Origin of the sequence: Streptomyces litchfieldiae (assembly GCF_031845365.1) — a bacterium.
GTDB lineage: Bacteria > Actinomycetota > Actinomycetes > Streptomycetales > Streptomycetaceae > Streptomyces > Streptomyces litchfieldiae.
The window spans coordinates 21,070-47,425 of sequence record NZ_JAVREL010000028.1; the positions used below are offsets into that span (position 1 = coordinate 21,070).

Here is a 26,356-nt window from a genome sequence, read left to right on the forward strand (position 1 = left end):
GAAATTTTCGGGGGACACTAGACTTTTCGGCATGCCCTCAACTGACCGGAGCCTCCCCGCCGATGACGTGCCGGCCGGGCCGTTGACCAGTGCGCAGATCGCCGCCCACGCCGGCGTCTCGCTCGCGACGGTCTCCAAGGTGGTCAACGGCCGAGAGGACGTGGCCCCCGAGACCCGCGCCCTCATCGAGGACATCATCCGCAGGCACGGGCACCGGCGGCAGAAGCGGGCCGCCCGCCCGGCCGCCGTGCTGGAGCTCGTCTTCCGGCAGATCCGGGACTCGTACCACATCGAGATCATCAAGGGCGTCCAGCGGGTGGCGCGGGAACAGCGGCTGGCCGTGGTGCTGTCCGAGTTGCAGGGCCGCCCCACGCCCGGACACGGCTGGGTCGAGGACGTCCTCTACCGGCGCCCGACCGGCATCATCGAGGTGTATTCCGTCCTCACCGACACCCAGAGCGGTCAACTGCGCAGCCGCGGCATCCCGTTCGTCCTCGTCGACCCCAACGGGGAGCCGGCCCACGCCTCCCCGTCGGTCGGCGCGAGCAACTGGAGCGGCGGGCTCTCGGCCACCCGGCACCTTCTCCAACTCGGGCACCGGCGCATCGCCGTCATCACCGGCCCCGAACACGCCCTCGCCAGCCGCGCCCGGGTGGACGGCTACCGGACGGCGATGGACACCGCGGGCGTGCCCGTGGACCCGGTGCTCGTCCGCCTCGGTGACTACCGGTCCGAGGAGGGCCTCAGGCACGCGCGGGAGCTGCTGCGCCTGCCCGACCCGCCCACCGCCGTGTTCGCCTGCAACGACGCGCTGGCGCTCGGCGTGTACCGGGCCGCGGCGGAGGCCGGACTGCGAATACCCGACGACCTGAGCGTCGTCGGCTTCGACGACCTGCGCCCGGCGCGGTGGACCGTCCCGCCCCTGACCACGGTTCACCAGCCGCTCACCGAGATGGCCGCCACCGCCGCCACCATGGTGGTCAAGCTGGCCCAGGGGCAGCCGCTGGCCCAGAGCCGGGTGGAACTCGCCACCGAACTCGTCGTCCGCGACAGCACCGCGCCTCCGCGCGGCGAGCGCGGTTCCTGAGACGTCGTCCGGGCGCCGGTCGCCGCGAGGAGGTCCATCCCCGGTCACGGGAAGGGGAGTGGTGCCTCAACTCTCCCAGGGCCAGGGGGCGTTCCGGCCCCGGCTGAGCAGGTCGACCATCGTGAACAGCTTGTCGCTGAACCCGGCGATCTCGTAGCGGTGCGGCTGGGCGGTGTCGATGGCCGCTGCCGCGTAGCCGGTGGTGTTCACCCCGAACATCGGCACCGTGGCCGGTACGGCCTCCGACACCGACATCCCGCGCCCGTACGTCCCGTAGCCGGGGAAGTGGAACGCCTGCATGTCGGAGACGATCACCACTCGGTCGTGCCCCCGGTAGGCCGACTTGAGCGCCGCGACGGTCTGCGTGCCGTGCCCGACCTCGCCGATCCGGTCGCAGAACGCCTCCGCCTGCCGCAGCACGCTCCCGCCCCGGGTCGGCTTGTGCCGGAAGGTGCCGTCGGCGTAGCCGACCAGGTCGACCGCGCAGCCCCGCGCGGCCAGCGCCACGCCGAACAGCGCGCCGATGTCCACGTGCCGCACCCGGCTCTTCGCCGACACCGCGCTGGTCATCGACGCCGAGGTGTCCACCAGGACAAGCGTGCGCCCCGGCAGCGCCGGGATGTTCGCCGTGGACGCCGCCAGGGCCTGCTCCAGGGCCTGGCCCCAGCGCAGCGACGGCGCGGTCCGGTACGCCGACAGGAACCGGTACGGGAACTGCCGCGAGCGGCGCACCTCCGCGGGGTCGGCCAGGCGCTCGCGGATCCGCGCCGCGACGGAGTCGGGCACGCCCGCCTCGTCGAAGTTCCGCAGGTTCCTGGTCAGCGCCATCAGGCCCATGTGCGGCACCATCGCCGCCCACGCCGCCGCGTCCATCCCGCCGAGGCTGGAGAACTCCTCCCACGTCATGCCCGCCGCGCCCAGCCGCGCCGGGTCGGCCAGGAACCACGCGCGCCGCCGATCCGGCGGCATCGCCTTGGCCGCCTGGTAGGCGGTCAGCACCGGCAGCCGCTCACTGACGCGAACGGTGTCCCGCTTCCACCGCCGGTCGGCGAGGAAGTCGAACAGGTCCGCCTGCCACGGCCCCGCCGGGGTCGGCTTGGCCAGGGCCACCACGTCCGCCATGCGCCACGCCGCGTTCACGCCGTCGTACTTCAGCGCGGCCCGCTCGGTGTACAGCCGGGCCACCGCGTCGCCAACCCCTCGCTGAACGCCGCCGGGCAGCGTGGTCTTTCCGGTGCGGTGCTTCCAGTAGGCGATGAACTCCGCGGGCTCGTCGGCGCGCCGCAGGGCGCCGGCGACCATGGCGCGCACGGGAATGGCCGCGGGCCGGTCGGTGCCGCCCCGGCGGGCGAGCGCGGACTCGGCGGCCATGACGATCGCGGCCGACCGCATGTTCATCTCGCCGCGCAGGTACGGCACGAACCGCGCGACCCAGTCGGGGTCTTCCTTCGTCACGGCGTGCACGAGCGCGCGGAATCGCGCGTCGCGGCCGCTCGCGCCCTCGTAGAACGTGTCCTCGCCCACCATGTTGACGGCGGCGAAAAGGAAGAGGTCGCTCTTGGCATCGCGGGTGAACGCGGCGCCGCCCTCAAATGTCGTGGTGAGCCCGGCCGTTGTCACGGGAGAAGTCGGCGCGGTGGTCCCGGAGGTGAACTTGCCCATGAATCTGCCCTCGTGAAAAAACGAATGCTTCTCGGGCCGACGAGCGAACCGCGGGCGTCACGAGTACCTGTTATGCGGGGAAACGCCTGCCCATTCAGGCGATTGGGCCCATGAGGTGGGCCCAACAGGAGTCGAACCCGAAGTATCCTCGCATCTCGCTTCGTGACGCCGCTGCGGTGGTCGGCCCGACCGCTGCGCGACCGGGCGAGTCGAATCAACTTCACACGGGAGGAACGCGAGTACCTGACGCGCGAAGGCACGTAAGTGCTCTGCCAGTTGAGCTACGCCGGCACCGGAGCCGGCGGCGGGATTCGAACCCGCATCCACTCGATCCACAGTCGAAGTAACTCCGCGCTGCGCTTCGCGTCCCACCCGTATGAAGTTGACTTTCCTCAAGGTGCTGCGAGTTCCCGGTGCCCGAGGGTGCTGGTTTCCTTATCAGGGAAGAAGTAACCCCGGACTTCGCTTCGCGGCTACGCCAGCGTATCGGCGAACTCCCGGCGGAGCACTTGAATTTGAGCGCGGGGCCTCTTGGCGGAGACCCAGATTCCACCAGGTTCCTGACAGCCGAGTGGCCCAGCACGCCCGGGACGAGTTCTCCGGCACCGTCCTCGTCGCCCGCGACGGGCACACCGTGCTGGCCCGCTCGCACGGCAGCCGCTCGGCACCCGGCTGGACGGCTTCCGGCCGGAGGCCGCCGAGCAGGTCACCGTGCACCAACTGCTCACCCACACCTCGAGGTTCGGCGGCGCCCCCGAGTCCCTGCCGCCCGGCGCGCCGCCCGCGCCGGACAGTGTCGAGGCGGCCTGGGCCGACGGACTGGCCCAGGCCCCAGCCGCCCGGCAGGAGTGCACCCCCAGCGCCCGCTTCGGCTACAGCAACCACAACTTCTAGGTCCTGGACGCGATCGTAGGTGCGCCGGCACGTGCCGGAACCGGCCGGGATGACCGGCGGCGGCTTCTTCACCAAGACGGAACGCCTGTCCGACGACACGATCGCCCGCCCCTACCAGACCACCCCGACCGGGGAGCGGGTGGAGCACACCACCACCGACGCGTTCCGCCACACCCCGTTCGTCGGGGGACCCGACGGCGGCCTGTGCGCCACGGCCACCGACCTGCTGCGGTTCGCGCGGACCCTGACCGGCGGCACCCCGCTGCCCCCGGCGATGGCCGCCCTGGTCACCAGCGGCAAGATGGCCGAGGTCCCCGCCCCCGGCCCAGCCGACTCCGCCACTACGGCTACGGCTTCGTCGACGCGGTCGTGTCCGACCGCCGCGTCTTCGGCCACTCCGGCAGCATGACCTCCGGCGCCGCCAAGGCTGGACATCTACCCGTTCTCACCGAGCCAGACCGGCGCCGCCGGCAGGTCCGGTGGCGGGGTCAGCCGTTGACATAAATGAGGCTGGTCGCGTCGTAGCGCGTGCCGGCGATCTGCCCGGGCGGGGCGGCGGCCTCGATCGCGGCGAGGTCCTCGTGTGACAGCTCGACGGCCAGGGCCGCGACGTTCTCCTCCAGGTACCGCTGCCGCCGGGTGCCGGGGATCGGCACCACGTCGTCGCCCCGGTGCTGCACCCAGGCCAGGGCGAGCTGGCCGGCGGTGACGCCCTTCGCCGCGGCCAGCTCGTTCAGCTTCGCGACGATCGCCAGGTTCCGTTCGAGGTTGCCGTCGGCGAAACGCGGCTGGCTCCGCCGTATGTCGGTCTCCGCCAGCCCTTCGACCGAGCTGTAGCGGCCGGTCAGGAAGCCGCGCCCGAGCGGGGAGAACGGGACCAGGCCGATGCCGAGTTCGCGGCAGACCGGGGCGATCTCCGCCTCCAGGTCGCGGGTCCACAGCGACCACTCGCTCTGCAACGCGGCGATCGGGTGCACCGCGTGCGCCCGCCGGATGGTCCCCGCGCCGGCCTCCGACAGCCCGAGGTGGCGGACCTTCCCGGCCCGCACCAGCTCGGCCATCGCGCCGACGGTCTCCTCGATCGGCACCTGGGGATCGACCCGGTGCTGGTAGTAGAGGTCGATGTGGTCGACCCCGAGCCGGCGCAGCGACGCCTCGCACGCCTGCCGCACATGGGCGGCGTCGCCGCGGATCCGGGTCGGCTCACCCAGCCGGTTGGCGAAGCCGAACTTCGTGGCCAGCACCACCTCGTCGCGGTGCCCCGCGATGGCCCGCCCGATCAGCTCCTCGTTGTGTCCGGCGCCGTAGAAGTCGGAGGTGTCCAGGAAGGTCACCCCGAGATCGAGGGCGTGCCGCAGCGTCGCGATCGACTCCGTGTCGTCCGCGGCGCCGTAGCCGTGACTCATGCCCATGCACCCCAAACCCTGGGCGGAGACCGCCAGTTCGCCGAGATGCCGGGTGGGGATGTTGGTCATTCTGCTGCCTCCTGGGCTCGGAACCGTCTGCCCAGGACGCTAGGCGTTGGAGCGCGCTCCAAGTCAACCGGACGGCAGATGGCCCCGTGGCCAGGGGCCGGCCGCGGTCGTTCAGGGGAGGCGGCGGCCCATCTTCGCCGATCGCCGGTTGTGCCCCTTCGTGTCCCACCACTCCTCGACCAGGCCGGTGACCAGGGTCACCAGCATGCTCAGCCGGTCGGGCTCGGGAGCGGGGGAAGTCAACACGTCGACAAAGGACTTGTCGCGCCAGGGAAGCGTGACTTCCCACCGTTCCTCCCGGAGGCCCGGGCGCACGACGGCCAGCCGGTATGTCAACGTCACATCGCGGTTCGGGTGGTGGTCGATCACCAGGTCCGAGATGTCGAATCTCGTGCCGCCACTGGTGAAGGAGCGCGCCAGAGCCTGTTCCGCCGGAGTGCGTGCCACCATGCACCGCCCTTGTCCCCGCGCGGAACGAATCGCCGCCGCCCGCGATCCGGGAAGCCTACCGCCGGTGGTCGCGAGGCGTGGTGACCGGCCCCGGGCCGGAGTGCCGCGGGGCCGGTCCTCGCCGCGTCAGGCGGGGCGGCCGGGCCGCTCCTGGTAGGCCCGGGGGAGCCGGAAGCCGCGCTCGGCCATGACCGTGCGCAGCCGGTCCGGGTAGTCGGTGATGATGCCGTCCACTCCGTCGTCGATCAGCTTGTGCATCGTCGCCCGGTCGTTGACCGTCCAGGGGATCACCAGCATCCCGGCGGCGTGCGCCTCGTCGACCAGCTCCTCGGTGACATACGGCACATAACCCGGATCGCCCACCTGGCCGTTCTGCGGGTCGCCGTGGACCGGGGAGATCGCGTCCGCGCCGAAGGACCGCGCCGCGGCCACCAGGCTGCCGCCGAAGTCGTCGATGTCGATGCCGCCCAGCCAGGGCGACGCGCCGGGCTGGCCCACCTGGAGGAACGACTGGCCGTTGGTCAGCGCGACGATCGGCAGGCGCGGCTCTACATCCCGCATCCGCATCAGCGCGCCCCAGTCGAAGCTCTGGATCGTGACCTGGCGCAGCATCCGGGCCCGGCGGACCTCCTGCGCCACGACCTGGACGAACTGCTCGCGCGGCGCCGTCTCGTGCGGCGCGCCGGCCTCGACCTTGGTCTCGATGTTCAGCCGCACGCCGTGGGCCCGGTATCGGTCGACGAGGTCGAACACCTCGGAGAGCAGCGGCATCCGCTCGCCGGGGCTGGGCCGCTGACCGGGGTACTGCGGCAGGGTCTGGGAGCCGCAGTCCAGGGTGCGCACCTGGGCGAGGGTGAGGCCCACGATGTACTTGCCGACATAGGGATACTGCGGGTCGCCGGCGAACGCCGGTCCGGTGTCGCGGCACTTGGCGGCGGAGATTCGCCGGTCGTGGGTGACGACCGCCTCGCCGTCCCGGGTGATCTGCACGTCGAGTTCGAGGGTGCTGACGCCCAGTTCGAGCGCGTTGGCGAAGGCGGGCAGCGTGGACTCCACGACGAGTCCGAGGCCACCGCGGTGGGCCTGGAGATCGAAACGGTGCTGACCGTGCGCGTTGCCGGTGGCGGACGCGGGCGAGGCGACGGCGAGCGCCGCCACCGAGGCCGCGGCGAGCACGGCCGCCACGGGCCCGCGCAGTCGCGGCCTGAGGAATCGGGGGAATCTTGAGGGACCCGGCACGTGACGCCTTTCTGCTGCTGACGGAGGGCGGAAACCGGCACGACTATGCGACCCCGGGGTGGCCGTGGGCGGCCCTGGGCAGGTTCCCGCGATGACGGGTGAGTGACGATTCGGCTTGCGTTCCCGGGTCCCGGGGCGCGAGTTGGCGCGGTGGCCGTCAGCCGATCCGGTAAATGGCCGTGCTGCCGCTGACCTCGTTGCCCACAACCAGCAGCGGCTCCCCGTTCGGGCTGTCGGCGGCCGGTATGAACGTCAGTCCCTCCGGCCCGAGGTCGCCCGCGGTGCCGGTCTCCGGATCGCCCGCGAAATCACGGGAGTTGACGTAGCCGGCGAGCCGCGGCTCGCGCGGGTCGGTGAGGTCGTGGACGACGACTCCGCCGACGCGTTCCAGGCCCGCGAAGGCGTAGGTGGTGCCGTCCACCGTGCCGACGGTGACGCCTTCCGGTTCCGGGCCCTTGTTGTCGCTGCGCGAGTCGGGGGCGTTCTCGGAGTTGTCCGTGTTGAAGTCGTCCGGGTGGCGCTCGGCGATCAGCCGCTCCAGATCGTCGCCGGAGTCCCACACGACGGTGCCACGGCTGTCGAGGACCGAGAGCGAACGGCCGCCGAGGGCGCGCAGTTCGTCCTCGCGCCCGTTCCACGCGCGGAAGTCCGCGGTGCGCACCCTGGCGCCGTCCAGCGTGCCGTCGCCCCGGCCGCGGTCGAGGGTGATGACGCTGACCGCGCCCTCGGGGTCCGCGCCCTCCGGCGCGTCGGCGCAGTAGGAGGACGGCTCGCCCTCGTTCACCACCACGATCCGGCGGCCATCGGGGGTGAACGCGAGGGCGTCCGGCAACGCGCCCACGGTGACGGTCTCCAGCAGCCGGCCGTTCGTGGCGCGGAAGACCGAGACGGTGCCGGGGGCCGTCTTGTCCGCCGCCTCCTGAGCCACCGCCACCAGGCCGCCGCTGACCGCCACGCTGTTCGCGCCGGGCGTGGTCAGCTCGGCCACCTCGCGCGGCTCGGCGGGGCGGCTGATGTCGAGAACGTCGACGGTGCCGCGCTCGGCGTTGACGGTGAACACCCGCTGGGTGTCGGGGTCGTGAGCGGTGATCTCCGCCGCGCCCTCGTCGAAGGCGCCCGTCTCGTACCGGCCCAGCAGGGTCAGGGCGAGCTCGGCGGGCCCGTCCTGGCCGGGATGCCGCCCTTCGGCTGCGGCCGGGGCCAGGGCGGTGACGCCGAGCACGGTCGCGGCGGAGAGCACCGTGAGTCTTGGGGGTTTCATGACGCGGATGGTGGCCGACGGCCACGCATCGGTGGTCAACGCCGGGGGAGGCGCGGGTGAACGTCGGTGCCGGGCCCGGGAAATGGGCCCGGCACCACACGGGTGAGGGTCAGGTGCCGCTGACCGCGCCGGTGTCGGGACCGGACTCCGCCGCGGTCGGGCGCCGGCCGGGTTCGTCGACGATGCCGACGCGGGAGATGGCGATGGAGTCGTAGACCGTGCCGGCCTCACCGAACGGGCCCGACTCGGTGACGATGGTGCGCAGCCCCAGCAGCCGGGTGGTGTCCTCGTCGAGGATCCACTCCGTGCGCCAGCCGGCGTGCTCCCGGGCCACGGCCACTCCCTCGCGGCCCATCGCGTCCTCGGTGTCCGGCAGCGTGACGACGCCGGGGATGTCGGCGGCGGCGCGGTAGAGGGTGGCGGCGGTCTCCGTGGGGAGCACGCCGCCGGACAGCAGACGGCCGATGATCTCGAAGGCGCCCTGGTCCGGTTCCAGCGGGTTCTCGCTGCCCTCGCCGTACTGGCGCCCGGCCTCGGCGTAGATCTGCTCCAGCAGGACGTCGGGGTCGGTGGGCAGGGTCTCCAGCAGCCGGTAGGTGGGCCTGGACAACGAAGGGGGGTCCGGGGCCGGTATCCAGTCGTCACTGTACTCGTCGCGTTCCAGGGTGGGTCCGCTGCCGTCCACCGAGGCCCACATCTCGCCGTGGACCTCCTGGCGCTCGGTGGTGAACGAGTCTCCGTCCTGGACCTGACCGGTGGTGAAGCCGGTGGTCTCGCCATAGATGTACTGGTCGTCGGCCGGGGACACCTGCGGGGCGCGGGCGGCGGTGAGCGCGGCCCGTTCGAGGAGCTGCGCGGCGGTCGGGTCGGCCTCCTGCTCGTTCCCGGGGGGATCGCCGCCGAGGGAGCCGATGGAGGTCAGGCCCGCCGTGATCGCCAAGGCGCAGGCGGCGGCCGAGGGCGCGAGGACCAGCGTCAGGCGCCGGCGTGAACGGCTCCGGGCCGGGGTCGGGCGGCGGTACTCCTGCCGCAGGGCGCTCCTGAGCAGCGCCTGCCGCTCGGGGTTCAGGCCGGCGTCGTCCGGAGCCGGATCCGGCAGCAGCCCGATCAGCTCCGCGACGTCGGGCCGGTCCTTGGGCATCGAACTCATCGGATCTTCCCCTCCGTTGACGGGGCCGCGTGCGGGCGGCTGCCGGATATGTGTCCTTTCGTGGCAGGGGGTTCCGTTGCCGCGCCACCGCCGGAACGGGCCTCCCGCAGCTCGTGCCGCGTGAGCTGCTGGAGGCGGGCGCGGGCCCGGGACAACCGGGAACGCACGGTGCCGACCGGCACGCCGAGTGCGGCGGCGGCCTCGGCGTAGCTCAGCCCGGACCACACGCACAGCGCGAACACCTCACGCTCCTTGCGGCGAAGCTTGTCCAACGCCCGTAACGCCGCGGCCAGTTCCTCGGTGTCGGCAATACGGCCGACGACCTCGTCGGCGATGTCGGGCGCCGCGGCGCGAGGCGGCAGGCGCGAGAGCGCGGCCCGGTGCCGGCGGGCGGATCTGGCGGTGTTGCGCAGCACGTTGGTCGCGATGCCGAGCAGCCAGGACCGTACGCTGAGCACCTCGCCGCGCAGCTTGTCCCGCAGCCGCCACGCCTCCAGAAAGGTCAGCGACACGATGTCCTCGGCCTGATGCCGGTCACCGGTGGCGCGCAGGGCGTGCGCGAACAGGACGCGCACGTTGGCGTCGTATATCTCGTCGAAGGCGTCGAGGTCTCCCGACCTCACGCGTTGGTGCAGCGTTGTCTCCACGCCCGGATGTGTCCCGACACCCTGATCGGTTCCTGTGACGCAGGTCACGTTCTCGGCTTCTGGGGGACGCACCTCGGGCGCTGCTCCTCACTGAGACGTCCGGAACGGTGTGCCGACCGAGTATCACCCGGGTCTCCGCCGGAGGGCGGCGGATTCGGGCGCGCGGCAGCCGTCCGCCGTGAGAACCGCTACGCTGCGGAAGGACGCAGTCGAAGGAGGCGCTGATGAGCCCGAGCCCCGAGCCGGCCGTCGAGATGCCGTCGGCCGAGGAGATCATCGCCATGCAGGACCTGGGCGACCGGGACCGTGCGCGGGAGGAGATCGACCAGGCGCCGGACGAGGAGACGCGGCGGCGGGTCCTGCGCAGATGGTGGTCGTGCGGGCGGCTCTCCCGGCGCCCCGACCGCGCCGACCAGTACGCCGAAGCCGCGTACGGCGAGGGCCCCTGGCGGCGCATCGGGGACGCCGCGTGACCCGTTGGGACGTCTACGGCGACCCCGGCCTCGAAGAACAGCTCGCCAAGCACGAGGGCCCTCCGTGGGACGCGCTTCGCGCCCTGATCCGCACCCTGAAGTGGCAGGCCGACCAGGCCGGTTGGCCCTTGTCCTACCCGTGGGCCGACACGCTGCGGCGGGCCGCCGTCGAGGACGAGGCCGAGGTGTACGGCGTCGTCGAGTACATGATCGAGTCGAGACGACACCAGATCGCCCGCATCCTGACGGTGGACTGGCTCCCCGACGTCGTTCTCTGACCCCCCCCGGCGGCGATCCGCCGCCCCGGCCGCGTGACCTGGCCGTTCACCCCGGGGCCCGGGGGCGGAGTGCCATGGCCCGCCGCGTCAGCGGGCCGATGATGACGGGCAGCCGTCCGGGCCCGCGGGCGCTGACGAAACCCGCGAGCTCCACGGCGGCCAGCGCGAAGGAACGCGCGAGGACACCCGGGCCGGCGACCCGTTCGCCGGCGGCGCGGATGATGTCCCAGCCGGCCGGGTCCACATCGTCCACGGTCAGCAGGGTGGCGTAGTCGAACGCGCGTGTGCCGCTGCCCAGCGCCTCCGCGTCCACGACCGCGGCCACCCGCCCGGACCGGAACAGGATGTTCTGGAGCCGGAAGTCACCGTGCACCAGGTCGCCCGTCGGCAGTCCGGAGTCCTCGTGGGCCGCCAGCAGCGCGTCGACGGCCGCGACGAACCGGCGCCCCTCGGGGCCCGTGGCCAGCGCCTGCCGGATGCCGCCCAGGCCGCCGGCCAGCCGGTCCCGGGTGTAGCGCGACCAGCAGTGTCCCGGATCGGGGTCGATGCCGCGCTGGCTCTCCAGCACGGGGACGAGCCGTTCGGCGGCCTCCGCCGTGAGCCGTTCGGCCGAGGCCCCGGGAACGAACTGCTGGATGTGGTACGGCAGTCCCGACTGGGCGACACCGGCGACCAGCCAGCCGGGAGTGGGGTAGCCGGCCGCCCTGGCACGCTCCACCGCGCGTGCGGCCCGCAGGATCCGCGCCGCCCCGTTCGAGTCGGGAGACCACTTGAGGACGGCGAGTCCGCCCGCGCCGTCGGCCGCGCGCACCAGCCATGCGCCGGACTGGAAGCCGCCGCGCAGGGGACGCACCGGGCGGAACCGGGTGCCGTGCGCCCGATGGGCGTCGGCGAGGATCAGACGGGCGGTCCGCGCGTCGTTACGGTCGGCCCCGGAGAACGAGTCGGGAGCGATGTCGGGTGTCATGGGGAACGGATCTCCTGATGAGAACACGACGGACACGTCGCCGCACGCCGACGGCGACGCCGGATTCGCGCCGCGGCCCCATGGGGCCGCCGGGAGATCACGCCACACCTGCATGCTAGCGAGCCATGTCCGCGCCATGGTCAGGGAGTTCCGTACTCCGCCGCGATTCCACGAGCGGGACGGTGGCGTCGTCGGCTGCGGTGCTCACCCGTTGAGGACCGCGCTCGCGGTCTCCCGGCCCCGCGCCGGGGCCCGGCCCGTGCCACACAGCGCGGGAGGGACGGCACGGCATTTGCCGCTCCGTCCCTCCCCAAGGCCCCTCGGCGCGTGCCCGCCGGCTCAGGCCGTCGTGCAGGCGCCGCCGTTCAGGGTGAAGTAGGTGGGACGCGGATTCGCTCCCGACCACGACCCGAGGAAGCCGAACGTCACGGCGGAGTCCGCGGCCAGGGTGCCGTTCCACGAGGTGTTGCGGACGGAGACCGCCGAGCCGTTCCGGCTGACCACCCCGTTCCAGAGCCGGGCGATCTCCTGCCCCTGGGCGAGCGACCAGGTCAGGTTCCAGCCGGCGAGCGGGGACGGCGAGGTGTTGGTCACCGTGACCCGGCCCTCGAAACCGCCCGGCCACTCGTTGACGACCTGGTACGCGACCCGGCACCCGCTCGACGGTTCGGCCGTGCCCGACCAGTTGGGATCGACCACGGCCCAGTAGGCCGACTTCGCCTGGAGCTGGTCGTCGAACAGCATGGGCGCGTCGTCACGCCCCAGCGAACCCCCGTCGAGCCACGTTGAGTCGTCGTCGAGTCCCCACACCGTGACCGAGGTGATGTGCTCCGCGTACTCGGTGAACAGCCCGAACATCTCCCGGTACTTGTGGGCCTGGGCCAGCAGGCGGTCCGCCGGCGGGGTCGGGAACGACTCGCCCGAGTTGGTGTAGATGGACACGTCCAGTTCGGTGATCTGCTGCTCCACCCCCAGCGGGATGAACTTCTGGAGCATCGCCTCGGTCTCCGCGACCGACGGCCATTCGACGTTGACGTGCATCTGGTGCCCGACGCCGTGAATGGGCACCCCCTCGCTCCGCAACTGGCTCACCAGGCCGAACAGCGCGTCGCGCTTGGCGGGGACGTTGGTGTTGTAGTCGTTGATGAACAGCCGGGCGTTCGGGGCCACTTCGTGTGCCACGCGGAACGCGGTGCGGATGTAGTCCAGTCCGGTGATCTGGTACCACATGCTGCGCCGCATGCCGTCCGCCTGGTTCTCGTCGATGACCTCGTTGACCACGTCCCACACGCCGATGTCGTCGCCGTAACGGCCCGCGACGCCGCGGATGTGCGCCTCCAGGCGGGACAGCAGCAGTTCCTTGTTCTCCGGCGTCGGCGTCATGACGTCGCCCGCCGCGTCCCGGAACACCCAGTCCGGCGTCTGCTGGTGCCACACGAGGGTGTGCCCGCGCACGGCCATGCCGTTCTCGGCGGCGAACTGAACGATCCGGTCCGCGTCGGTGAACTGGAACGCGCCCTCCCTCGGCTCGGTCGCGTCCCACTTGAGCGCGTTGCCCGGCGTCACCGAGTTGAAGTGCTTGGCCGCCAGCCGGGCCCGCTCGCCGTACAGACTTTCCGGAGAGAGGGCGACGCCGAGCGGGAACTCGGTGAACACCTCCTTGAGCGAGGGGATGTCGGTCTGGATCGGCGTCTCGGGGACATGGGAGACGATGACGTCGTCGATGAAGAACCCGGCCGTGACGCTGGCCGTTTCCACGTACAGGCCCACATAGTCCGCCTCGCTCGTCCGCAGGTAGCTGCCGGTGAGCTCCACCCAGCCGTCGGCGGTCGCCTGGGCGCTGCCGAGCGTCTGGTAGGAGGCGGCCCCGTCGAGGCGGCGCTCGACGCTGAGCCGGGCGACGTCCGGCGTGGCGCCGTCGGCCAGCCGCACCCAGACCGAGACCGAGTACCGCGTGCCCTCGGCGAGGGTGTCCGTCACGTCCAGGATCGGCCCCTGCCAGGTGCCGGTGCGGCCCGTCACGGCGAGGCTGCCGGTGCCGCCGTGCGCCACCGTCGTGCCGGCCTCGACCGTCTCACCCCCGCGCGCCGCCCAGCCCTGCGTGGTCCCGTCCTCGAACGTGCCGGACACCACCGTCACCGGGTCGGCCGACGCGGCGGTGGTGGTGCCGGCCAGCGCCGCGCCGGACGGCAGGAGGGCGGTCGCGACCGCGAGCACCACCGTGCACACCGCGAACAAGAGCGGGGATCGTCTCTCCGGACGCCTGGGGGACGCGCGCATGTCGGGATCCTTCCTGCGATGGGGGGGGGCTGGGCTCCGCCCGCCCGGTCCGAGCGGTGGAGCCGGACGAGTCGGGTTTATGGGAGCGCTCCCAAATCGTCGCGGCAGATGCTAATGCCCGGCGGGCCGCTCGGGAAGGTGCGCGACGGGACTCGGCGGCGGGCCGGTGCGGACGTGCCGGTTCGTGTCGTCGCCCGGCGCGTGGCCCCAACGGGTCCACGCGGCAGGTCAGTTCGGTGCGGCAACGGCATCGGCGACCGGGGCCAACGTCCGGCGAGCCACCTCAAGTCGGCTGTCGGCGGCGGTACTTCACGCCCGGCATCGCCTGCCTCGGCCGGCGGGCAGCGCGCTGCGCACGCCGGCGACCGAGGTTATCCGGCTTGCTCGCCCCGGCCCGCGGCGACGATCGCCAGTGCCGCCGTAACGGTGCCGGCGAGGGTGTCGCTCACCGGGACGCCGTGGTGCCGGGCGAGGTGGATCAGGTAGCGGTTGCGCTCGGGGTTGGGGCAGTCGGGTGGCGCGCCCAGCACGGCGCGGCCGGTGGTGACGTCCTGGCCGAACTCGACGTTGGTCGTGAAGCCCGGCAGCGTGCGCAGGTCGCGCGGGATCCAGTACAGGATCGCGGTGGCGGCGGCGCGGGCCGACATCTCCCAGGCGAACTGGTCGTCGTAGTCCGCGGCCCGGCTGCCCTCCCGGGACTCGGGGAGGAGCACGGTCAGCGGCGTCGGCCCCGGCCACCGCGTGTCCAGCTCCGCCACCGCGTCGGGGCGCCACGAGGGCACGTCGGCGGAACGCGGCGTCGGCCCGGCCAGGAAGACGCTCGGCCCGTCGGCCGGCAGGGGCTCCCGGGCCCACACCAGGGTCAACCGCGCTGTCATCGACGGCCTTTCGCTGCGGCCCTCGGCGGAGGGCGACGACTTGCCGCGCCCGGCCCGCCGCCGCGTTCCGCCGCGCCGGGCCAAGGGGTCAGCGGACGGGCGTGCCCTGGGAGGAGCGCGGCGGGGTGATGCCGACCTCCGCCATGTACGCGGAGAGGACCAGCCTGCCCACGGCCGGGTACGCGCCCAGCGGCTCGGCGGCCGGGCAGTCCGCCGCCTCGGCGCCCGCGACCAGCAGCCCCTCGGGCAGCTCGGGGCCGATCAGGCAGGGCGCGAGCGCCAGTTGCTGGGAGCCGGCCTCGGTCAGCCGCCGGGCGGTCTCGGCGATCGAGTCCTCCTCGTCGAGCGCCGCGGCCAGCACCGGCACGGCCAGCCGGGCGGACAGGAGCATCCCGGTGATCCCGGCGGCCTGCACCGCCTCGGCGCCACCGACGGTGGCCAGCACGATCCCGTCCGCGGCGGTCGCGACGGTGAACAGCCGCGCCCGGTCCGCGCGGGCGAGGCCCGCCTCGGACAGCCGCACGTGCACGGCCTCGGCGAGCAGCGGGTGCGGGCCCAGCACATCGGTCAGCCGGGCGGTGGCGCCGCCGGCGCCCACGGCCTCTCGTATCACCTCGAGGTAAGTGCTGTCCGGGCTCGCCAGCAGGGGCACCACAACCGCCGCGGGGCCGCCCTCGGCGGGCGCGGAGTCGCCGTCCTGGGCCTCGGCCGAGGCGAGCACCTGGCCCAGGGAGGGGAATTCCTCGTCCGTGCCGTCGCTCTCCACGAAACCCACCCGCGCGTCCAGCCCGGGCAGCTCGGAACGCGCGATGCTGACCACTTCCTCGGCCAGCCCGCGGCTCTCCACCGAGGGGCTCCCGGGCACGGCGAGCACCAGCGCGGGCGCGCCCTCGGGCGCGGAGACGGGCTCCGGCCGACGGTGGCGGCCGGGCTGCCGGGGGCGCGGCATTCGTACGGGGAGGCCGGATGAGGGCCCAGTGGGGGAGCTCATGTCGCCGCATGTTAATGCCTTGATGTGCTTGGCTGTTCGCCCGGGGGGCTACAGTCCGCTTCTGTCCCGAAATATCCCGCGCGTCGGTGTGAGCCCTTTGGCCGACTCTTTACGCGGGCCCGGGCCGGTCCGTACGCCGGTCCGCGCCGCGCTACGCGGGTCCACGCGCCGTTTCCTCCGCGACGTGCAGCAGCGCCGGGTCGCGCGGCAGCCCGGGCGCGCCCCGGGCGAGCCCGGCCGCGATGAGCAGCGCGCCGTCCAGCGGCTCGCCGGCGGCGGGCACGAGGGCGGCGTGCGGCAGGCGCCGGGCCAACTCGGCGCGCACCGGCGCCAGCAGCGGTTCGCCCATCCGGAACAGGCCGCCGGTCAGCGCCACTTCGGAGCCGGCCGCCGCCGGGCAGACGGCCGCGGCGGTCCGGGCGATCTCCCGGGCGGCGCCCGCCAGGATGCCGGCGGCCACGGGATCGGCCGGCGTGTCCGTCGCGCAACGCGCCACCTCGAGCGCGAAGGACGCCAGCACGGCGGGCCGGTCGGTGCGCGGATACAGCGCCCGGGGGAGCCCGGTCACGGGCCCGAACACCGCCTCGGCGCGCGCCAGCAGGGCGGGCGAGCCGCCCTCGCGGCCGTCGTGGGCGCGCAGCGCCGCCTCCAGCCCGGCCCGGCCGATCCAGGCCCCGCCGCCGCAGTCGCCCAGCAGGTGGCCCCAGCCGTCCGCGCGGCGCCAGCCGGACAGGTCCGTGCCCAGCGCGATCATGCCCGTGCCGGCCGCCACGACGGCGCCGGGCCGATTCCCCAGCGCGCCCGCGTAGCCGGTCACCGCGTCGGCGGCCAGCGCCAGGCGCCGCGTGCCGAGGTCGGCGGCCACCGCGTCGGGCAATTCGGCCCGCAACTGGCCGCCGAGCGTGGCCATGCCGGCCGCGCCCACGCACACCGCCACCACCCGGCCGCCCCCGGCGTCCGCCAGCAAGGCGCGGGCCGCGGGCATCAGCAGCTCCCGCAGGTGTCCGGCGTCGATGCCCGAACTCCCCGTGCGCACCGGTTCGTTCACCGCCGCCTCGGAGTGCCGCGCCGGTGCGCCGCCGGCGTCCGCGCGGGCCAGCGCGACGCGCAGTCCCGAGCCGCCGGAGTCGACTCCGAGCACCCAGGCCGGCCCCGGCCCGGGCGCGGACGTCACGGCAGCTTCCAGTCCACGGCGGCGACGCCCTGCTCCTCCAGCAGGGCGTTGGCCCGGCTGAAGGGCCGGGAGCCGAAGAAGCCGCGGTCGGCGGACATGGGGGAGGGGTGCGCCGACTCCACCGTGGGCACCGGCCCGAGCATGGGCCGCAGCCCGCGTGCGTCCCGGCCCCACAGGATCGCCACCATCGGCTTGCCGCGGGCGGCCAGGGCGCGGATGGCCTGCTCCGTGACCTCTTCCCAGCCCTTGCCGCGGTGGGCGCCCGGGCGGCGCGGCGCGGTGGTCAGCGCGCGGTTGAGCAGGAGCACCCCCTGCTCGGTCCACGGGGTCAGGTCGCCGTTGGACGGGCGGGGCAGCCCCAGGTCCGTGTTGAGCTCGCGGAAGATGTTCTCCAGGCTGCCCGGCAGGGGGCGGACGTCGGGCGCCACCGAGAAGCTCAGCCCGACGGCGTGTCCCGGCGTGGGGTACGGGTCCTGACCGACGATCAGCACCCGCACCTCCTCGAAGGGCTGCTGAAACGCTCTCAGCACATGCGGTCCGGCGGGCAGATAGGTGCGCCCCTCGGCGATCTCGGACCGCAGGAAGGCGCCCATGGCGGTGATCCGGTCGGCCACCGGGGTTAGCGCGGTCGCCCAGCCCGGCTCGACGATTTCGTTCAATGGTCGTGCTGCCACGGTCCGTCACCCTACTGGCCGCGCGGCGCGCGGGTCTCGCCGGTCCGGAAAACGGCGGCGCTCCGGCCGTCCCCGCACGCCGCCGGGCCCGTTCAGTGCGCCCTGCGGTACTGGTCCGGGACGCCGGTGAGCGGCAGGCCCAGCTCGCGGGCGGCGCGCTGCGGCCAGTACGGCTCGCGCAGGAGCTGGCGGCCGAGCAGCACCGCGTCCGCCTCGCCGCCGGAGACGATCTTCGCCGCCTGCTCCGGCTCGGTGATCAGCCCGACGGCGGCCACCGGCAGCCCGGTTTCCGCCCTGACGCGGGCGGCGAAGGGCACCTGATAGCCGGGACCGGTCGGGATGCGCACGCCCGGGGCGTTGCCGCCGGAGGAGACGTCCAGCAGGTCCACGCCGTGGTCGCGCAGCTCGCCGGCGAGGCGCACGGTGTCGTCCACCGTCCAGCCGCCGTCCGGCAGCCAGTCCGTGGCGGAGATCCGGAAGAACACCGGCAGCTCCGCCGGCCAGACGGCCCGCACCGCGTCCACCACCTCCAGGGCGAACCGCGTCCGGCCCGCGAAGTCGCCGCCGTAGCCGTCAGTGCGCCGGTTGCTGTGCGGGGAGAGGAACTGGCCGAGGAGGTAGCCGTGGGCGCCGTGCACCTCGGCCACCCGGAAGCCGGCGTCCAGCGCCCGCCGGGCCGCCGCGGCGAACTGCTCCGTGACGGCCGCGATGTCCGCCACCGTCAGCTCGGCCGGCTCCCGGTGGTCGGGGGCGAACGCGAGCGGGCTGGGCGCGACGGCCACCCAGCCCGGCTCCTCGGTGCCCAGCGGCGCGCCGCCCCGCCAGGGCGCGTCGACCGCGGCCTTGCGCCCGGCGTGGGCGAGCTGAACGCCGGGGACCGCGCCGTGCTCCGCCAGGAAGTCCGTGATCCTGCGCAGCGCGGCGGCCTGCCGGTCGTTCCACAGCCCCAGGTCCCAGGGGCTGATCCGGCCCTCGGGGGACACGGCGGTGGCCTCGGTGAGGATCAGCCCGGCGCCGCCCACCGCGCGGGCGGCGTAGTGGGCGAAGTGCCAGTCGTTCGCGGCGCCGGTGTCCGGGCCGGAGGCGGCCGCGGAGTACTGGCACATCGGTGCCATCCAGGCGCGGTTGGGAACGGTCAGGGACCGCAGGGAGTAGGGATCGAACAGCGCGCTCACGCGGGGCTCCTCCTCGTGGCCGGGCCACGATGTGCGTCTTGTACGAGTCTGATCGTACAACCGGGTCCGGGGTGCCCGCGGCCGCCCCGGATCCCGGACGCCCCGAACCCCTCAGACGCCGCGCGCGGCGGTCAGCAGCCCGTCCCAGTCGGCGATCTTCACGGTGCCCCGGGACAGGGACCGCCCGAGCGCGAGCTCCGCGGCCTCGATGCCCAGCCAGCCCGGCCACTCCACCGGGGCCAGCCCCGCCGCCCGCAGAGCGTCCAGCGGATCCGCCCCGCTCACCTCGCGCCCGGCGAGGTCCCCGAGGTCGGCCAGCAGCGAGCCGGCCGTCTCCTTGGCGCACGGGCGGTTGGTGCCGATGACCCCGCTCGGCCCGCGCTTGATCCAGCCGGCCACGTACTCGCCCGGCGACGCGACGCCGTCCCGCAGCACCCGGCCCCCCTCGTGCGGCACCGTGCCGCTCCCGGCGTCGAACGGCAGCCCGGGCAGCGGCACTCCGCGGTAGCCCACCGAGCGCAGCACCATCTGGGCTTCCACGTCAATGAGTTCGCCGGTGCCGCGGACACCGCCCGCCGCGTCGGGCGCGGTCCGTTCGAACCGCACGGCGCGCACCGCGCCCTGCCCGTCGTCCAGGATCTCCACCGGACGCAGGAAGAACCGCAGATGAATGCGCCGGTCGCGCTGCCCGGCCGGCGCCTGCGCCCAGCCGCGCAGCGCCGCCACGTTCCGCTTGGCCGAGGCGGACAGCCCGGCCGGGTCGGCGTACCCGGGGTCGGCCGCCAGTTCCTTCTCGTCCACGACGACGTCCGCGCCCGGCAGGGTGCCCAGCTCGCGCAGCTCCTTGGTGGTGAACTTCGCCTGCGAGGGCCCGCGCCGGCCCACCATGTACACGTCCCGCACCGCGCTGACCGCCAGCGCGTCCAGCGGCCCCTGCGGCATGTCCGTGGCGCGCAGCTCGTCCACGCCGCGCGCCAGGATGCGGGCGACGTCCACCGCGACGTTGCCCACGCCGATCACCACGGCGCTGCGCGCGCCGAGCGGGAAGCCGTCGCCGGTGGCGTCGGGGTGCGCGCTGTACCAGGAGACGAAGTCGGTGGCCGAACAACTGCCCACCAGGTCCTCGCCGGGGATGCCCAGCCGCCGGTCGCGGGCGGCGCCGACGCAGTACACGACCGCGTGGTAGTGCGACAGCAGCTCGCGCGTCGGCACCCCGCCCTCGCCCACCGGGACGTTGCCGATGAAACGGACACCGGGCCGTTCGAGCACCTGGCGCAGGTTGGTCTGCAGCGACTTGATCTTCTCGTGGTCCGGGGCCACCCCGTAGCGGACCAGACCGTACGGGCAGGGCAGCCGGTCGAGCACGTCCACCGCCACCGGGACCGGCTGGGCGTCCTGCTGATCGAGCACGGACTGAGCGGTGTACACCCCGCTCGGCCCGGATCCGACAACCGCAATTCGAAGCATGCGAAGGCTCCTTACACCGCCGAGTAAGGATGGAGACTTCAGCATCCCACTGAAGGCAACCTTGCGGGAGTGAGCTGACGGGGTGCAGTGCGACGGGCCCGTGCGTGCCGCCCGGCACGGCCGGTGGCTTCGGTCTAGGTTGCCTCCGTGGTGAAGAGTAGCTTTTCGGGCTTTCCGGGCGGTCATCAGCCGAGTGGCCCAAAGCCGGCCGGGCCCGTGTGGGAGCTGCGGGGGCACGGCTCCGCCGGCCCCGGGCCGGGCGGCGACGCCGGAGAGCTGCCGCCGTGGTTCGCCGTCGGGCTCGTCTACGCCGACGGGGCGCGCATCGACGTGCTCGCCCAGATGAGCGGCGGCCGCCTGCTCATCGAGGACATGCGCGCCGATCCGCCGCTGCCCGTCGACGGCTTCGGAACGCTCACCGAACGCATCGGGCAGCCGCTGCGCGACGTCTGCCGGGCGATCGGCGGCCCGCACGGCGCGCTCGCCGAGGAGACGCGGCCCGAGGCGGCGGACGCGGGAGAGGTCGCGGACGGGACCGCGGACGCCGAGCCCGCCGATCCGCCCGCGCCCGAGGAGGCCGCCCCGGCGGCCGGGCCGGGCGCCCGGCACCGCGGCGGGCGGCGGCGCGGCGGCGGACGGGACTGCCGCCGCGCCGCCGCCGAGGCGTATCTGGCCGCCCGGGAGGAGGGCCGCGACCCCGTGCTCGCCGTGATGGGCGCCACCGGCCGCAGCCGCCGCCGGGCGCTGCGGCTGATCGCGGCGGCCCGCGACAAGGGCTATCTGACGCCCCGCCACATCAAGCGTTAACGCATCTCCGCCATCCGGCCGATCTCCGCCGTCTGCGTCGCGATGATGTCATTGGCAAGCTGCTCCACCGTCATGTCCCCCACTCCGGCCAGCGCCTCCGCCGCCATCTCCACGCCGCCCTCGTGGTGGCGGATCATCAGATCCAGGAAGAGCGCGTCGAAGTCCTCGCCCCGCGCCGCCGCCAGCTCGGCCAGCTCCTCCTCGGTCGCCATCCCCGGCATCTCCCCGGCCGCGTGCCCCTCGTGGCCCTCGTCCGCCGCGTGCCCGGCGTTGCGCGTCAGCCAGGCGTCCATCGCGTCGATCTCCGGCCCCTGCGCCGCCGCGATCCGCTGCGACAGCCGCCGGACACGGTCGTCGTCCGCGTGCTCGTCCGCGAGGTCGGTCATCACCAGGGCCTGCTCGTGGTGCTCGATCATCATCCGCAGGAACGAGAAGTCGGTCGCGGTCGGCTCGGCGCCCTCGCCGCCCGCCTCCCGGGCCTCCTCGGCCGACAGCGTCTCGGCGGGCTCGCCCGGCCGCCCCGGGGCGATCACCGGCGGCGCGTCGTCCGCGCTCTCGGCGGGAGCGGGGTCACCGGTGCAGCCGGCCGCCGGCGACAGCGCCAGAACGGCGGCTGCCAGGGCGACGGCGCGGAGTGCGCGACGGACCGTCAACGGGCCTCCTCGGCAGGGTGCGGCAAACGAGTGCGAACGCCTCAGATCGCGGACGGGCTCCGGCGTCATCGGCTACTTTGATATGGACATGCCTCAACGGATACTGGTGGGATCCAAGAACCGGCCAATTCCGCGTGAGACCAGGCGGATTTGAGGGAGGACGCGGTGACATCGTTGCACAGACAACCCGTTCGACGCAGGCGGCTGGGCGTGGCCGCCGTCGTGGCCGGCCTGCTCACCACCCTCTGCATGACCGGCCCCGCGGCCGCCACCCCCGATCCGGGTGACGCCCCGCCGGCCGGCACGGAGGCCCCCGCGGGCGAACGCGCGCGCACCGAAGCCGCCACCGAGAGCGGCGGCATACCGGGTGTGGACGAGATCGTGCACAGCGACAACGTCACGCACCTGGCCAACATCCCCAGAAGCGCCGGGCTTTCCGGCACCAACTCGGACATCGCCTTCCAGGGCGACTACGCCTTCGCCGGGAACTACAACGGCTTCGTCGTCTACGACATCAGCCGCCCCGCCGAACCGGAGATCGTCAGCCAAGTCCTGTGCCCCGGCGGCCAGAACGACATCTCCGTCACCGGGGACCTGCTGATCCTGTCCGTCGACTCCTCCCGCAACGACGACTCCTGCGCCAGCTTTTCGCAGTCCGCGACGCAGCCCGACTCCTGGGAGGGCATCCGCGTCTTCGACATCAGCGACGTGCGCAACCCGCGTTACGTCGCCGCCGTCGAGACGGCCTGCGGCTCGCACACCCACACCCTGGTGCCCGACCGCGAGGACGTGTACGTCTATGTCTCCTCGTACTCGCCCAGCGCCACGTTCCCCGACTGTCAGCCGCCGCACGACGGCATCTCCATCGTGCGCGTGCCCCGCGACGCCCCCGAGCGCGCGGCGCTCTCCGGCTTCGAACTCGTCTTCCCCGACGGCGGGTTCCCCGGTGACGACAACAGCTCCGTCACCAGCGGCTGCCACGACATCACCGCCTACCCCCGGCTGCGCCTCGCCGCGGGCGCCTGCATGGGCGACGGCATCCTGATGGACATCTCCCGCCCCGGCCGCCCCCGGGTGATCGACCGGGTGCAGGACGCCGACAACTTCGCGTTCTGGCACTCGGCCACGTTCAGCCAGGACGGCACCAAGGTCGTCTTCACCGACGAACTCGGCGGCGGCGTGGCCGCCACCTGCAACGCCGAGGTCGGTGACGAGTTCGGCGCCAACGGCATCTACCACATCACCGGCCGCGGCGACCAGCGGCAGCTCGAGTTCCAGAGCTACTTCAAGATCCCCCGCCACCAGGCCGACACCGAGAACTGCGTCGCGCACAACGGCTCGCTGATCCCGGCCCGGGGCCGCGACATCATGGTCCAGTCGTGGTACCAGGGCGGCGTGTCCGTCTGGGACTTCACCGACTCCGACCACCCGCGCGAGATCGGCTACTTCGAACGCGGCCCGGTCGCCGAGGACATGCTGGCCTTCGGCGGCTCCTGGTCGGCCTACTACTACAACGGCCACATCTACTCCAACGACCAGAAGGGTCTCGATGTGCTCCGCATCGACGACCCGCGCACCAACAGCGCGTTCGGTGTGCGGCTGGACGAGCTGAACGCCCAAACGCAGCCCGGCTATTACCGCTGAGGGAGCGGCGACTGCCGCGCGGTCCCGGCGGACGGCTTCTCGCCCGGCGGGACCCCCAGCTCCCACGGCAGCCCGTACCGCGTGAACAGCTCCAGGCGCAGCCGCGCCAGCGGCATCGGCGCCCCGGGCAGCAACTGGGCCACCACCGCGCCCATCAACTGGGCCCGCAGCAGCGGGTAGTCGGTGTCCGGGTGCGGCGACCCGAAGCGCGCCACGGTGTCCCGCAGCAGCAGCGCCAGCCGCTGCTGCTCGGCGCACTGGATGAAGCCCTCCTGCTGGAGCAGGCCCGCCATGTGCGCGCGCATCAGCGCCGGCCGGTCCCGGGCCAGCCCGAGGATCGCGTCGATGGCCCGGGCCAGCAGCTCCTGCCCGGCCGTCTCCCCGGCCGGCCGGGGCGGCCGCTCCAGGGCCTCCTCCAGGGTGAGGTGCATCAGCCGGTGCACCGCGGACTGGAGAAGCTGGCGCTTGCCGGGAAAGTAGTAGGAGACCAGCCCCCGGGCCGAACCCGCCCGATCCGCGATGTCGCCCAGCGTTGTGGCCTCGAAACCGCGCTCCGAGACCAGCTCCACGGTCGCGTCGAGCAGTCGCTGCCGGGAACGTCGGCGCATTTCTTCATTGACCGAAGCGCTGCGAGGCGACATGCTGGACTCCCGTTGACTGGCTCACAGTCAATATACTCAGCACGGCCCCGGACAGCCGACCCGGTCGGCGGAGCCCGCTCCGCTCAGCCGATCAGCCGCAGCACCGGGAGCAGGCCCTCGGGCCGCTGATCCACCGGCCGGTGGTCGACCAGGTGCACCGCGCAGCCGAGCGCCGCGGCGCCGCCGTCCGCCCGCGCGTCGTCCCCGACCATCAGCACCTGCTCGGGAGCCAGGCCCAGCGCGTCGCACGCAATGCGGAACAGCCGGGGATCCGGCTTCTGGACGCCGTGCTCGTAGGACAGCACGAAGGCGTCCACCCACCCGGCCAGGCCGTGCGCGCGGAAGACCGGCCGCACGTCCCAGCCGATGTTGCTCACCACGACGACGCCGACGTTCCGCTCCGACAGCCCGCGCAGCACCGCCGCGGTGTCCGGGTACGGGTGCCAGGCGGCCGGCTGCCAGTGCCGTTCGTACAGCGCGTCGTACAGCTCGGGGTCCGGCAGCGCCACTTGGCGGGCCAGCCCCGTGTACAGGTCCCGGTGATGGCTGGCGTCCACGTCCCGCACCCGCCACAGCTCCGCCAGCTCCGGCGGCACCGAGGTCGGCGCGGAGCCGCCGGGCAGCGCGCCGGCGGCCTCCAGGGCGGCCGCGACGGTGACCAGCTCCGCCTCGTCCAGCACGGTTCCGGTCCGCTCCGCCGCGGCCCGCAGCCAGGAGTCGGCGGACTCGATGCGCATCAGCGTTCCGGAGAAGTCGAAGAGCACGCCCTTGATCGCCATGGCACGATCCTGCCCCGGCCCCTCGGCGGCATGCCAGCCGGTCAGCGCCCCAGCGCGGTGAGTCCGGGGGCGAACGCGACCAGCAGCGGCACCGCGGGAACCAGCGCGGCGGCGGCCGTCAGCCGCAGCCGGCGGGCCGCGGTCAGCCGCTGGGCCGGGGCCAGCAGCCGGTGGACCCGGTGCGGCACATGGGCGTGGTGGCCGCGATGGCCGAACACGCCGCGGTCCTCGTTGAGCCCGACCAGCGCCAGCGCGGTGGTCAGCCGGCCGAAGCGGCGGGAGGCGACGTCGTCGGCGGCCAGCTCCACCAGCCGGTGCACCTGGTGCTGGAACGCGGCGAACACCGGCACCCGCGGGAAGCCGTGGGCCAGCGCGCCCGAGCAGTGCAGCAGCCAGTGGTGCCGGGCCCGCGCGTGCCCCTGCTCATGAGCCAGGACCGCGTCGAGCTGTCGCCGGTTCAGCCGCCGCAGCGCGCCGGTCGTGATCACCAGCCGCGGCTGGGGACCGGGCAGCATCCAGGCGTCGGGCCACTCGTCCTCCAGCACCACGAGCCGGTCGCCGGCGTCGGCCGGCTCCCAGGGCAGCCGGGGCGAGCGGGTCAGAAGCTCGGCGCGGCGCCGCCGGCGCGCCGCCCGCGCGGCACGCACCTCGCGAGTGAGCATCACGGCCGTCCAGGCGCCGCCGCCCGCCAGCAGCAGCGCCACCGCGGCGGCCCACCGCTGTCCGTCGGGCTGCAGCGCGTACGCCTCGACGACCGAGCTCGGCGCCGGCCGGAACACCTGCCCGCGCACCCCGTGCCAGGCCGCCGCCCCGGAGAGCGCCATGGCCAGCACACAGCACAGCAGCACCGCGGCGACCACGCACTGCCACACCCACAGCGCGAGCACGGGCTCCCGGTCCGGCCAGGACCCACGGGCCAGCACGCGCGGCGCCGTCGCCGCGGTGAGCCCGCCCAGCACGAGCAACGTGATGGCGATCACCATGCGGCCAGCCTAGAGCCCCTCGGCGCGCGCCCGGAACCGGGTGGCCGGGCACGTGACGCATCCCTCACAGCATGAGCAGCATCGCGAACATCCCGAGCGCCAGGGCCAGTCGGCACGCCACGGCGACCTCGGGCAGCGGCTCGGCGTGGCCGGCCGGGCCCGCGCCCGCCCCGCCGGGGGCGGCGGGCAGCAGCCGGGGGCCGCTGCGCAGCGCGTACCCGGCGAAGTACGCCAGCAGCGCGCCGGTCAGCAGCGGCACGCCGCCCGGCGGGTGTTCGGCGTGCGCCGGCGCGCCGCCCGCCATCGCCACCGCCATGTAGACCATGGCCAGCCCCTCCACGACGTGGTGCGCCTGGTGAGCGGCCCCGGCCGCCAGCAGCGCCGCGGACCACAGCGCCGTCGCCGAGAAGAGCACCGCGAACGCCGCCGGGGGCGGGGCCGGCACCGCCGTCGCCGGCACGGCCATCAGCGCCGTGCCCAGCCCCATCACCGCCTCGACCGCCGCCGCCTGCCGCCCGCGCGCCGCCGGCGCCCGCGCGCGCCACAGGCAGTACGCACCCGCGGTCCCGCACAGCGCCGCCACCAGCCACCCCACCAGCTCCGGTCCGTGCCGCATCGCCCCACCTC

General features: G+C 73.9%; 26 protein-coding genes and 1 pseudogene. 7 read left to right on the forward strand and 20 right to left on the reverse strand.

From position 1 onward, the window contains the following. The first annotated feature begins 31 nt into the window (after positions 1-31). Complete coding sequence (locus tag RM590_RS31920; RefSeq protein ID WP_311708274.1) at positions 32-1,087, forward strand: LacI family DNA-binding transcriptional regulator; 1,056 nt, start codon at positions 32-34, stop codon at positions 1,085-1,087. A gap of 66 nt (positions 1,088-1,153) precedes the next feature. Here RM590_RS31920 and RM590_RS31925 read toward each other — a convergent pair whose 3' ends face one another. Beyond that, positions 1,154-2,749 carry a TROVE domain-containing protein gene (locus RM590_RS31925; RefSeq protein WP_311708275.1) on the reverse strand — a complete coding sequence of 532 codons (1,596 nt, stop codon included), beginning with the start codon at positions 2,747-2,749 and terminating at the stop codon, positions 1,154-1,156. Positions 2,750-3,418: 669 nt separating this feature from the next. On the opposite strand from RM590_RS31925, the pseudogene RM590_RS31930 reads away from it, so the two are divergent. Both RM590_RS31930 and RM590_RS31935 read left to right on the forward strand, forming a co-directional pair. Further along, positions 3,419-3,643: pseudogene (locus tag RM590_RS31930) on the forward strand (serine hydrolase); the annotation flags it as partial. A 31-nt stretch (positions 3,644-3,674) separates the two neighbouring features. Continuing rightward, the gene (locus RM590_RS31935) at positions 3,675-4,052 is read left to right on the forward strand and encodes a serine hydrolase domain-containing protein (RefSeq protein WP_311708276.1); all 378 of its coding nucleotides are present in this window, start codon (positions 3,675-3,677) and stop codon (positions 4,050-4,052) included. Positions 4,053-4,131: 79 nt separating this feature from the next. Here the strand turns inward: RM590_RS31935 and RM590_RS31940 are convergent, their stop codons facing one another. The 6 genes from RM590_RS31940 to RM590_RS31965 all read right to left on the reverse strand — a co-directional run bounded on the left by RM590_RS31940 (position 4,132) and on the right by RM590_RS31965 (position 9,841). Beyond that, positions 4,132-5,118: an aldo/keto reductase gene (locus RM590_RS31940; protein ID WP_311708277.1), complete on the reverse strand. Its 987-nt coding sequence runs from the start codon at positions 5,116-5,118 to the stop codon at positions 4,132-4,134. 111 nt (positions 5,119-5,229) lie between these two features. Further along, positions 5,230-5,568 carry a hypothetical protein gene (locus tag RM590_RS31945; protein ID WP_311708278.1) on the reverse strand — a complete coding sequence of 113 codons (339 nt, stop codon included), beginning with the start codon at positions 5,566-5,568 and terminating at the stop codon, positions 5,230-5,232. A gap of 126 nt (positions 5,569-5,694) precedes the next feature. After that, positions 5,695-6,753 (reverse strand): glycerophosphodiester phosphodiesterase, encoded by a 1,059-nt coding sequence (locus RM590_RS31950; RefSeq protein WP_311708279.1) that lies wholly within the window; start codon positions 6,751-6,753, stop codon positions 5,695-5,697. Positions 6,754-6,964: 211 nt separating this feature from the next. Beyond that, positions 6,965-8,068 (reverse strand): choice-of-anchor I domain-containing protein, encoded by a 1,104-nt coding sequence (locus RM590_RS31955; RefSeq protein ID WP_311708280.1) that lies wholly within the window; start codon positions 8,066-8,068, stop codon positions 6,965-6,967. A gap of 109 nt (positions 8,069-8,177) precedes the next feature. Beyond that, the gene (locus RM590_RS31960; RefSeq protein WP_311708281.1) at positions 8,178-9,218 is read right to left on the reverse strand and encodes a CU044_5270 family protein; all 1,041 of its coding nucleotides are present in this window, start codon (positions 9,216-9,218) and stop codon (positions 8,178-8,180) included. Further along, positions 9,215-9,841: an RNA polymerase sigma factor gene (locus RM590_RS31965; RefSeq protein ID WP_394814012.1), complete on the reverse strand. Its 627-nt coding sequence runs from the start codon at positions 9,839-9,841 to the stop codon at positions 9,215-9,217. Before RM590_RS31965 ends, RM590_RS31960 begins: the two co-directional genes overlap by 4 nt. A 248-nt stretch (positions 9,842-10,089) precedes the next feature. Between RM590_RS31965 and RM590_RS31970 the strand changes: the two genes are divergently transcribed. Both RM590_RS31970 and RM590_RS31975 read left to right on the forward strand, forming a co-directional pair. Beyond that, positions 10,090-10,338: a hypothetical protein gene (locus tag RM590_RS31970; protein WP_311708283.1), complete on the forward strand. Its 249-nt coding sequence runs from the start codon at positions 10,090-10,092 to the stop codon at positions 10,336-10,338. Continuing rightward, a complete protein-coding gene (locus RM590_RS31975; RefSeq protein WP_311708284.1) occupies positions 10,335-10,616 on the forward strand; it encodes a hypothetical protein in 282 nt (93 codons plus the stop codon). The genes RM590_RS31970 and RM590_RS31975 overlap by 4 nt, the downstream gene beginning before the upstream one ends. Positions 10,617-10,662: 46 nt before the next feature. Here the strand turns inward: RM590_RS31975 and RM590_RS31980 are convergent, their stop codons facing one another. From RM590_RS31980 to RM590_RS32015, 8 genes are all read right to left on the reverse strand, one after another. After that, positions 10,663-11,583, reverse strand: a complete 921-nt coding sequence (locus RM590_RS31980) for a phosphotransferase (protein WP_311708285.1) — start codon at positions 11,581-11,583, stop codon at positions 10,663-10,665. Positions 11,584-11,922: 339 nt separating this feature from the next. Continuing rightward, a complete protein-coding gene (locus RM590_RS31985) occupies positions 11,923-13,803 on the reverse strand; it encodes an endo-1,4-beta-xylanase (RefSeq protein ID WP_311708286.1) in 1,881 nt (626 codons plus the stop codon). A gap of 431 nt (positions 13,804-14,234) precedes the next feature. After that, entirely contained in the window at positions 14,235-14,741 is a 507-nt protein-coding gene (locus tag RM590_RS31990) for a nucleoside 2-deoxyribosyltransferase domain-containing protein (RefSeq protein ID WP_311708287.1), read from the reverse strand. 88 nt (positions 14,742-14,829) lie between these two features. Beyond that, positions 14,830-15,732, reverse strand: coding sequence for a sirohydrochlorin chelatase (locus RM590_RS31995; protein ID WP_311708288.1), 903 nt, complete (start codon positions 15,730-15,732; stop codon positions 14,830-14,832). 151 nt (positions 15,733-15,883) lie between these two features. Continuing rightward, entirely contained in the window at positions 15,884-16,906 is a 1,023-nt protein-coding gene (locus tag RM590_RS32000) for an N-acetylglucosamine kinase (protein WP_311708289.1), read from the reverse strand. Then, the gene (locus tag RM590_RS32005; RefSeq protein ID WP_311708290.1) at positions 16,903-17,580 is read right to left on the reverse strand and encodes a uracil-DNA glycosylase; all 678 of its coding nucleotides are present in this window, start codon (positions 17,578-17,580) and stop codon (positions 16,903-16,905) included. The genes RM590_RS32000 and RM590_RS32005 overlap by 4 nt, the downstream gene beginning before the upstream one ends. Before the next feature lie 92 nt (positions 17,581-17,672). Beyond that, positions 17,673-18,755 (reverse strand): NADH:flavin oxidoreductase/NADH oxidase, encoded by a 1,083-nt coding sequence (locus tag RM590_RS32010; RefSeq protein WP_311708291.1) that lies wholly within the window; start codon positions 18,753-18,755, stop codon positions 17,673-17,675. Positions 18,756-18,866: 111 nt separating this feature from the next. Next, positions 18,867-20,222: an FAD-dependent oxidoreductase gene (locus RM590_RS32015; protein ID WP_311708292.1), complete on the reverse strand. Its 1,356-nt coding sequence runs from the start codon at positions 20,220-20,222 to the stop codon at positions 18,867-18,869. 216 nt (positions 20,223-20,438) lie between these two features. On the opposite strand from RM590_RS32015, the gene RM590_RS32020 reads away from it, so the two are divergent. Beyond that, the gene (locus RM590_RS32020) at positions 20,439-21,029 is read left to right on the forward strand and encodes a DUF6214 family protein (protein WP_311708293.1); all 591 of its coding nucleotides are present in this window, start codon (positions 20,439-20,441) and stop codon (positions 21,027-21,029) included. On the opposite strand, the gene RM590_RS32025 is transcribed toward RM590_RS32020, so the two are convergent. Continuing rightward, entirely contained in the window at positions 21,026-21,682 is a 657-nt protein-coding gene (locus RM590_RS32025; protein ID WP_311708294.1) for a DUF305 domain-containing protein, read from the reverse strand. The genes RM590_RS32020 and RM590_RS32025 overlap by 4 nt on opposite strands. A 165-nt stretch (positions 21,683-21,847) precedes the next feature. Here RM590_RS32025 and RM590_RS32030 point away from each other — a divergent pair, with 165 nt between their 5' ends. Further along, a complete protein-coding gene (locus RM590_RS32030; RefSeq protein WP_394814013.1) occupies positions 21,848-23,326 on the forward strand; it encodes an LVIVD repeat-containing protein in 1,479 nt (492 codons plus the stop codon). Here the strand turns inward: RM590_RS32030 and RM590_RS32035 are convergent. The 4 genes from RM590_RS32035 to RM590_RS32050 all read right to left on the reverse strand — a co-directional run bounded on the left by RM590_RS32035 (position 23,317) and on the right by RM590_RS32050 (position 26,345). After that, a complete protein-coding gene (locus RM590_RS32035; RefSeq protein ID WP_311708295.1) occupies positions 23,317-23,967 on the reverse strand; it encodes a TetR/AcrR family transcriptional regulator in 651 nt (216 codons plus the stop codon). The two genes, RM590_RS32030 and RM590_RS32035, sit on opposite strands and share 10 nt — an antisense overlap. An 83-nt stretch (positions 23,968-24,050) precedes the next feature. Then, a complete protein-coding gene (locus RM590_RS32040; RefSeq protein ID WP_311708296.1) occupies positions 24,051-24,746 on the reverse strand; it encodes an HAD family hydrolase in 696 nt (231 codons plus the stop codon). A gap of 41 nt (positions 24,747-24,787) precedes the next feature. Further along, positions 24,788-25,729 (reverse strand): M56 family metallopeptidase, encoded by a 942-nt coding sequence (locus tag RM590_RS32045; protein ID WP_311708297.1) that lies wholly within the window; start codon positions 25,727-25,729, stop codon positions 24,788-24,790. A gap of 64 nt (positions 25,730-25,793) precedes the next feature. Further along, complete coding sequence (locus RM590_RS32050) at positions 25,794-26,345, reverse strand: DUF5134 domain-containing protein (protein ID WP_311708298.1); 552 nt, start codon at positions 26,343-26,345, stop codon at positions 25,794-25,796. Positions 26,346-26,356: the final 11 nt, after the last annotated feature.

Bases quoted from the DNA above. Each gene is read 5' to 3' on its own strand.
- RM590_RS32035 (WP_311708295.1), bottom strand. From the start codon at position 23,967: ATGTCGCCTCGCAGCGCTTCGGTCAATGAAGAAATGCGCCGACGTTCC.
- RM590_RS31995 (WP_311708288.1), bottom strand. From the start codon at position 15,732: ATGAGCTCCCCCACTGGGCCCTCATCCGGCCTCCCCGTACGAATGCCG.
- RM590_RS31945 (WP_311708278.1), bottom strand. From the start codon at position 5,568: ATGGTGGCACGCACTCCGGCGGAACAGGCTCTGGCGCGCTCCTTCACC.
- RM590_RS32050 (WP_311708298.1), bottom strand. From the start codon at position 26,345: ATGCGGCACGGACCGGAGCTGGTGGGGTGGCTGGTGGCGGCGCTGTGC.
- RM590_RS31960 (WP_311708281.1), bottom strand. From the start codon at position 9,218: ATGAGTTCGATGCCCAAGGACCGGCCCGACGTCGCGGAGCTGATCGGG.
- RM590_RS31925 (WP_311708275.1), bottom strand. From the start codon at position 2,749: ATGGGCAAGTTCACCTCCGGGACCACCGCGCCGACTTCTCCCGTGACA.
- RM590_RS31955 (WP_311708280.1), bottom strand. From the start codon at position 8,068: ATGAAACCCCCAAGACTCACGGTGCTCTCCGCCGCGACCGTGCTCGGC.
- RM590_RS32045 (WP_311708297.1), bottom strand. From the start codon at position 25,729: ATGGTGATCGCCATCACGTTGCTCGTGCTGGGCGGGCTCACCGCGGCG.
- RM590_RS32015 (WP_311708292.1), bottom strand. From the start codon at position 20,222: ATGCTTCGAATTGCGGTTGTCGGATCCGGGCCGAGCGGGGTGTACACC.
- RM590_RS31920 (WP_311708274.1), top strand. From the start codon at position 32: ATGCCCTCAACTGACCGGAGCCTCCCCGCCGATGACGTGCCGGCCGGG.
- RM590_RS32040 (WP_311708296.1), bottom strand. From the start codon at position 24,746: ATGGCGATCAAGGGCGTGCTCTTCGACTTCTCCGGAACGCTGATGCGC.
- RM590_RS31990 (WP_311708287.1), bottom strand. From the start codon at position 14,741: ATGACAGCGCGGTTGACCCTGGTGTGGGCCCGGGAGCCCCTGCCGGCC.
- RM590_RS31970 (WP_311708283.1), top strand. From the start codon at position 10,090: ATGAGCCCGAGCCCCGAGCCGGCCGTCGAGATGCCGTCGGCCGAGGAG.
- RM590_RS31940 (WP_311708277.1), bottom strand. From the start codon at position 5,118: ATGACCAACATCCCCACCCGGCATCTCGGCGAACTGGCGGTCTCCGCC.
- RM590_RS31980 (WP_311708285.1), bottom strand. From the start codon at position 11,583: ATGACACCCGACATCGCTCCCGACTCGTTCTCCGGGGCCGACCGTAAC.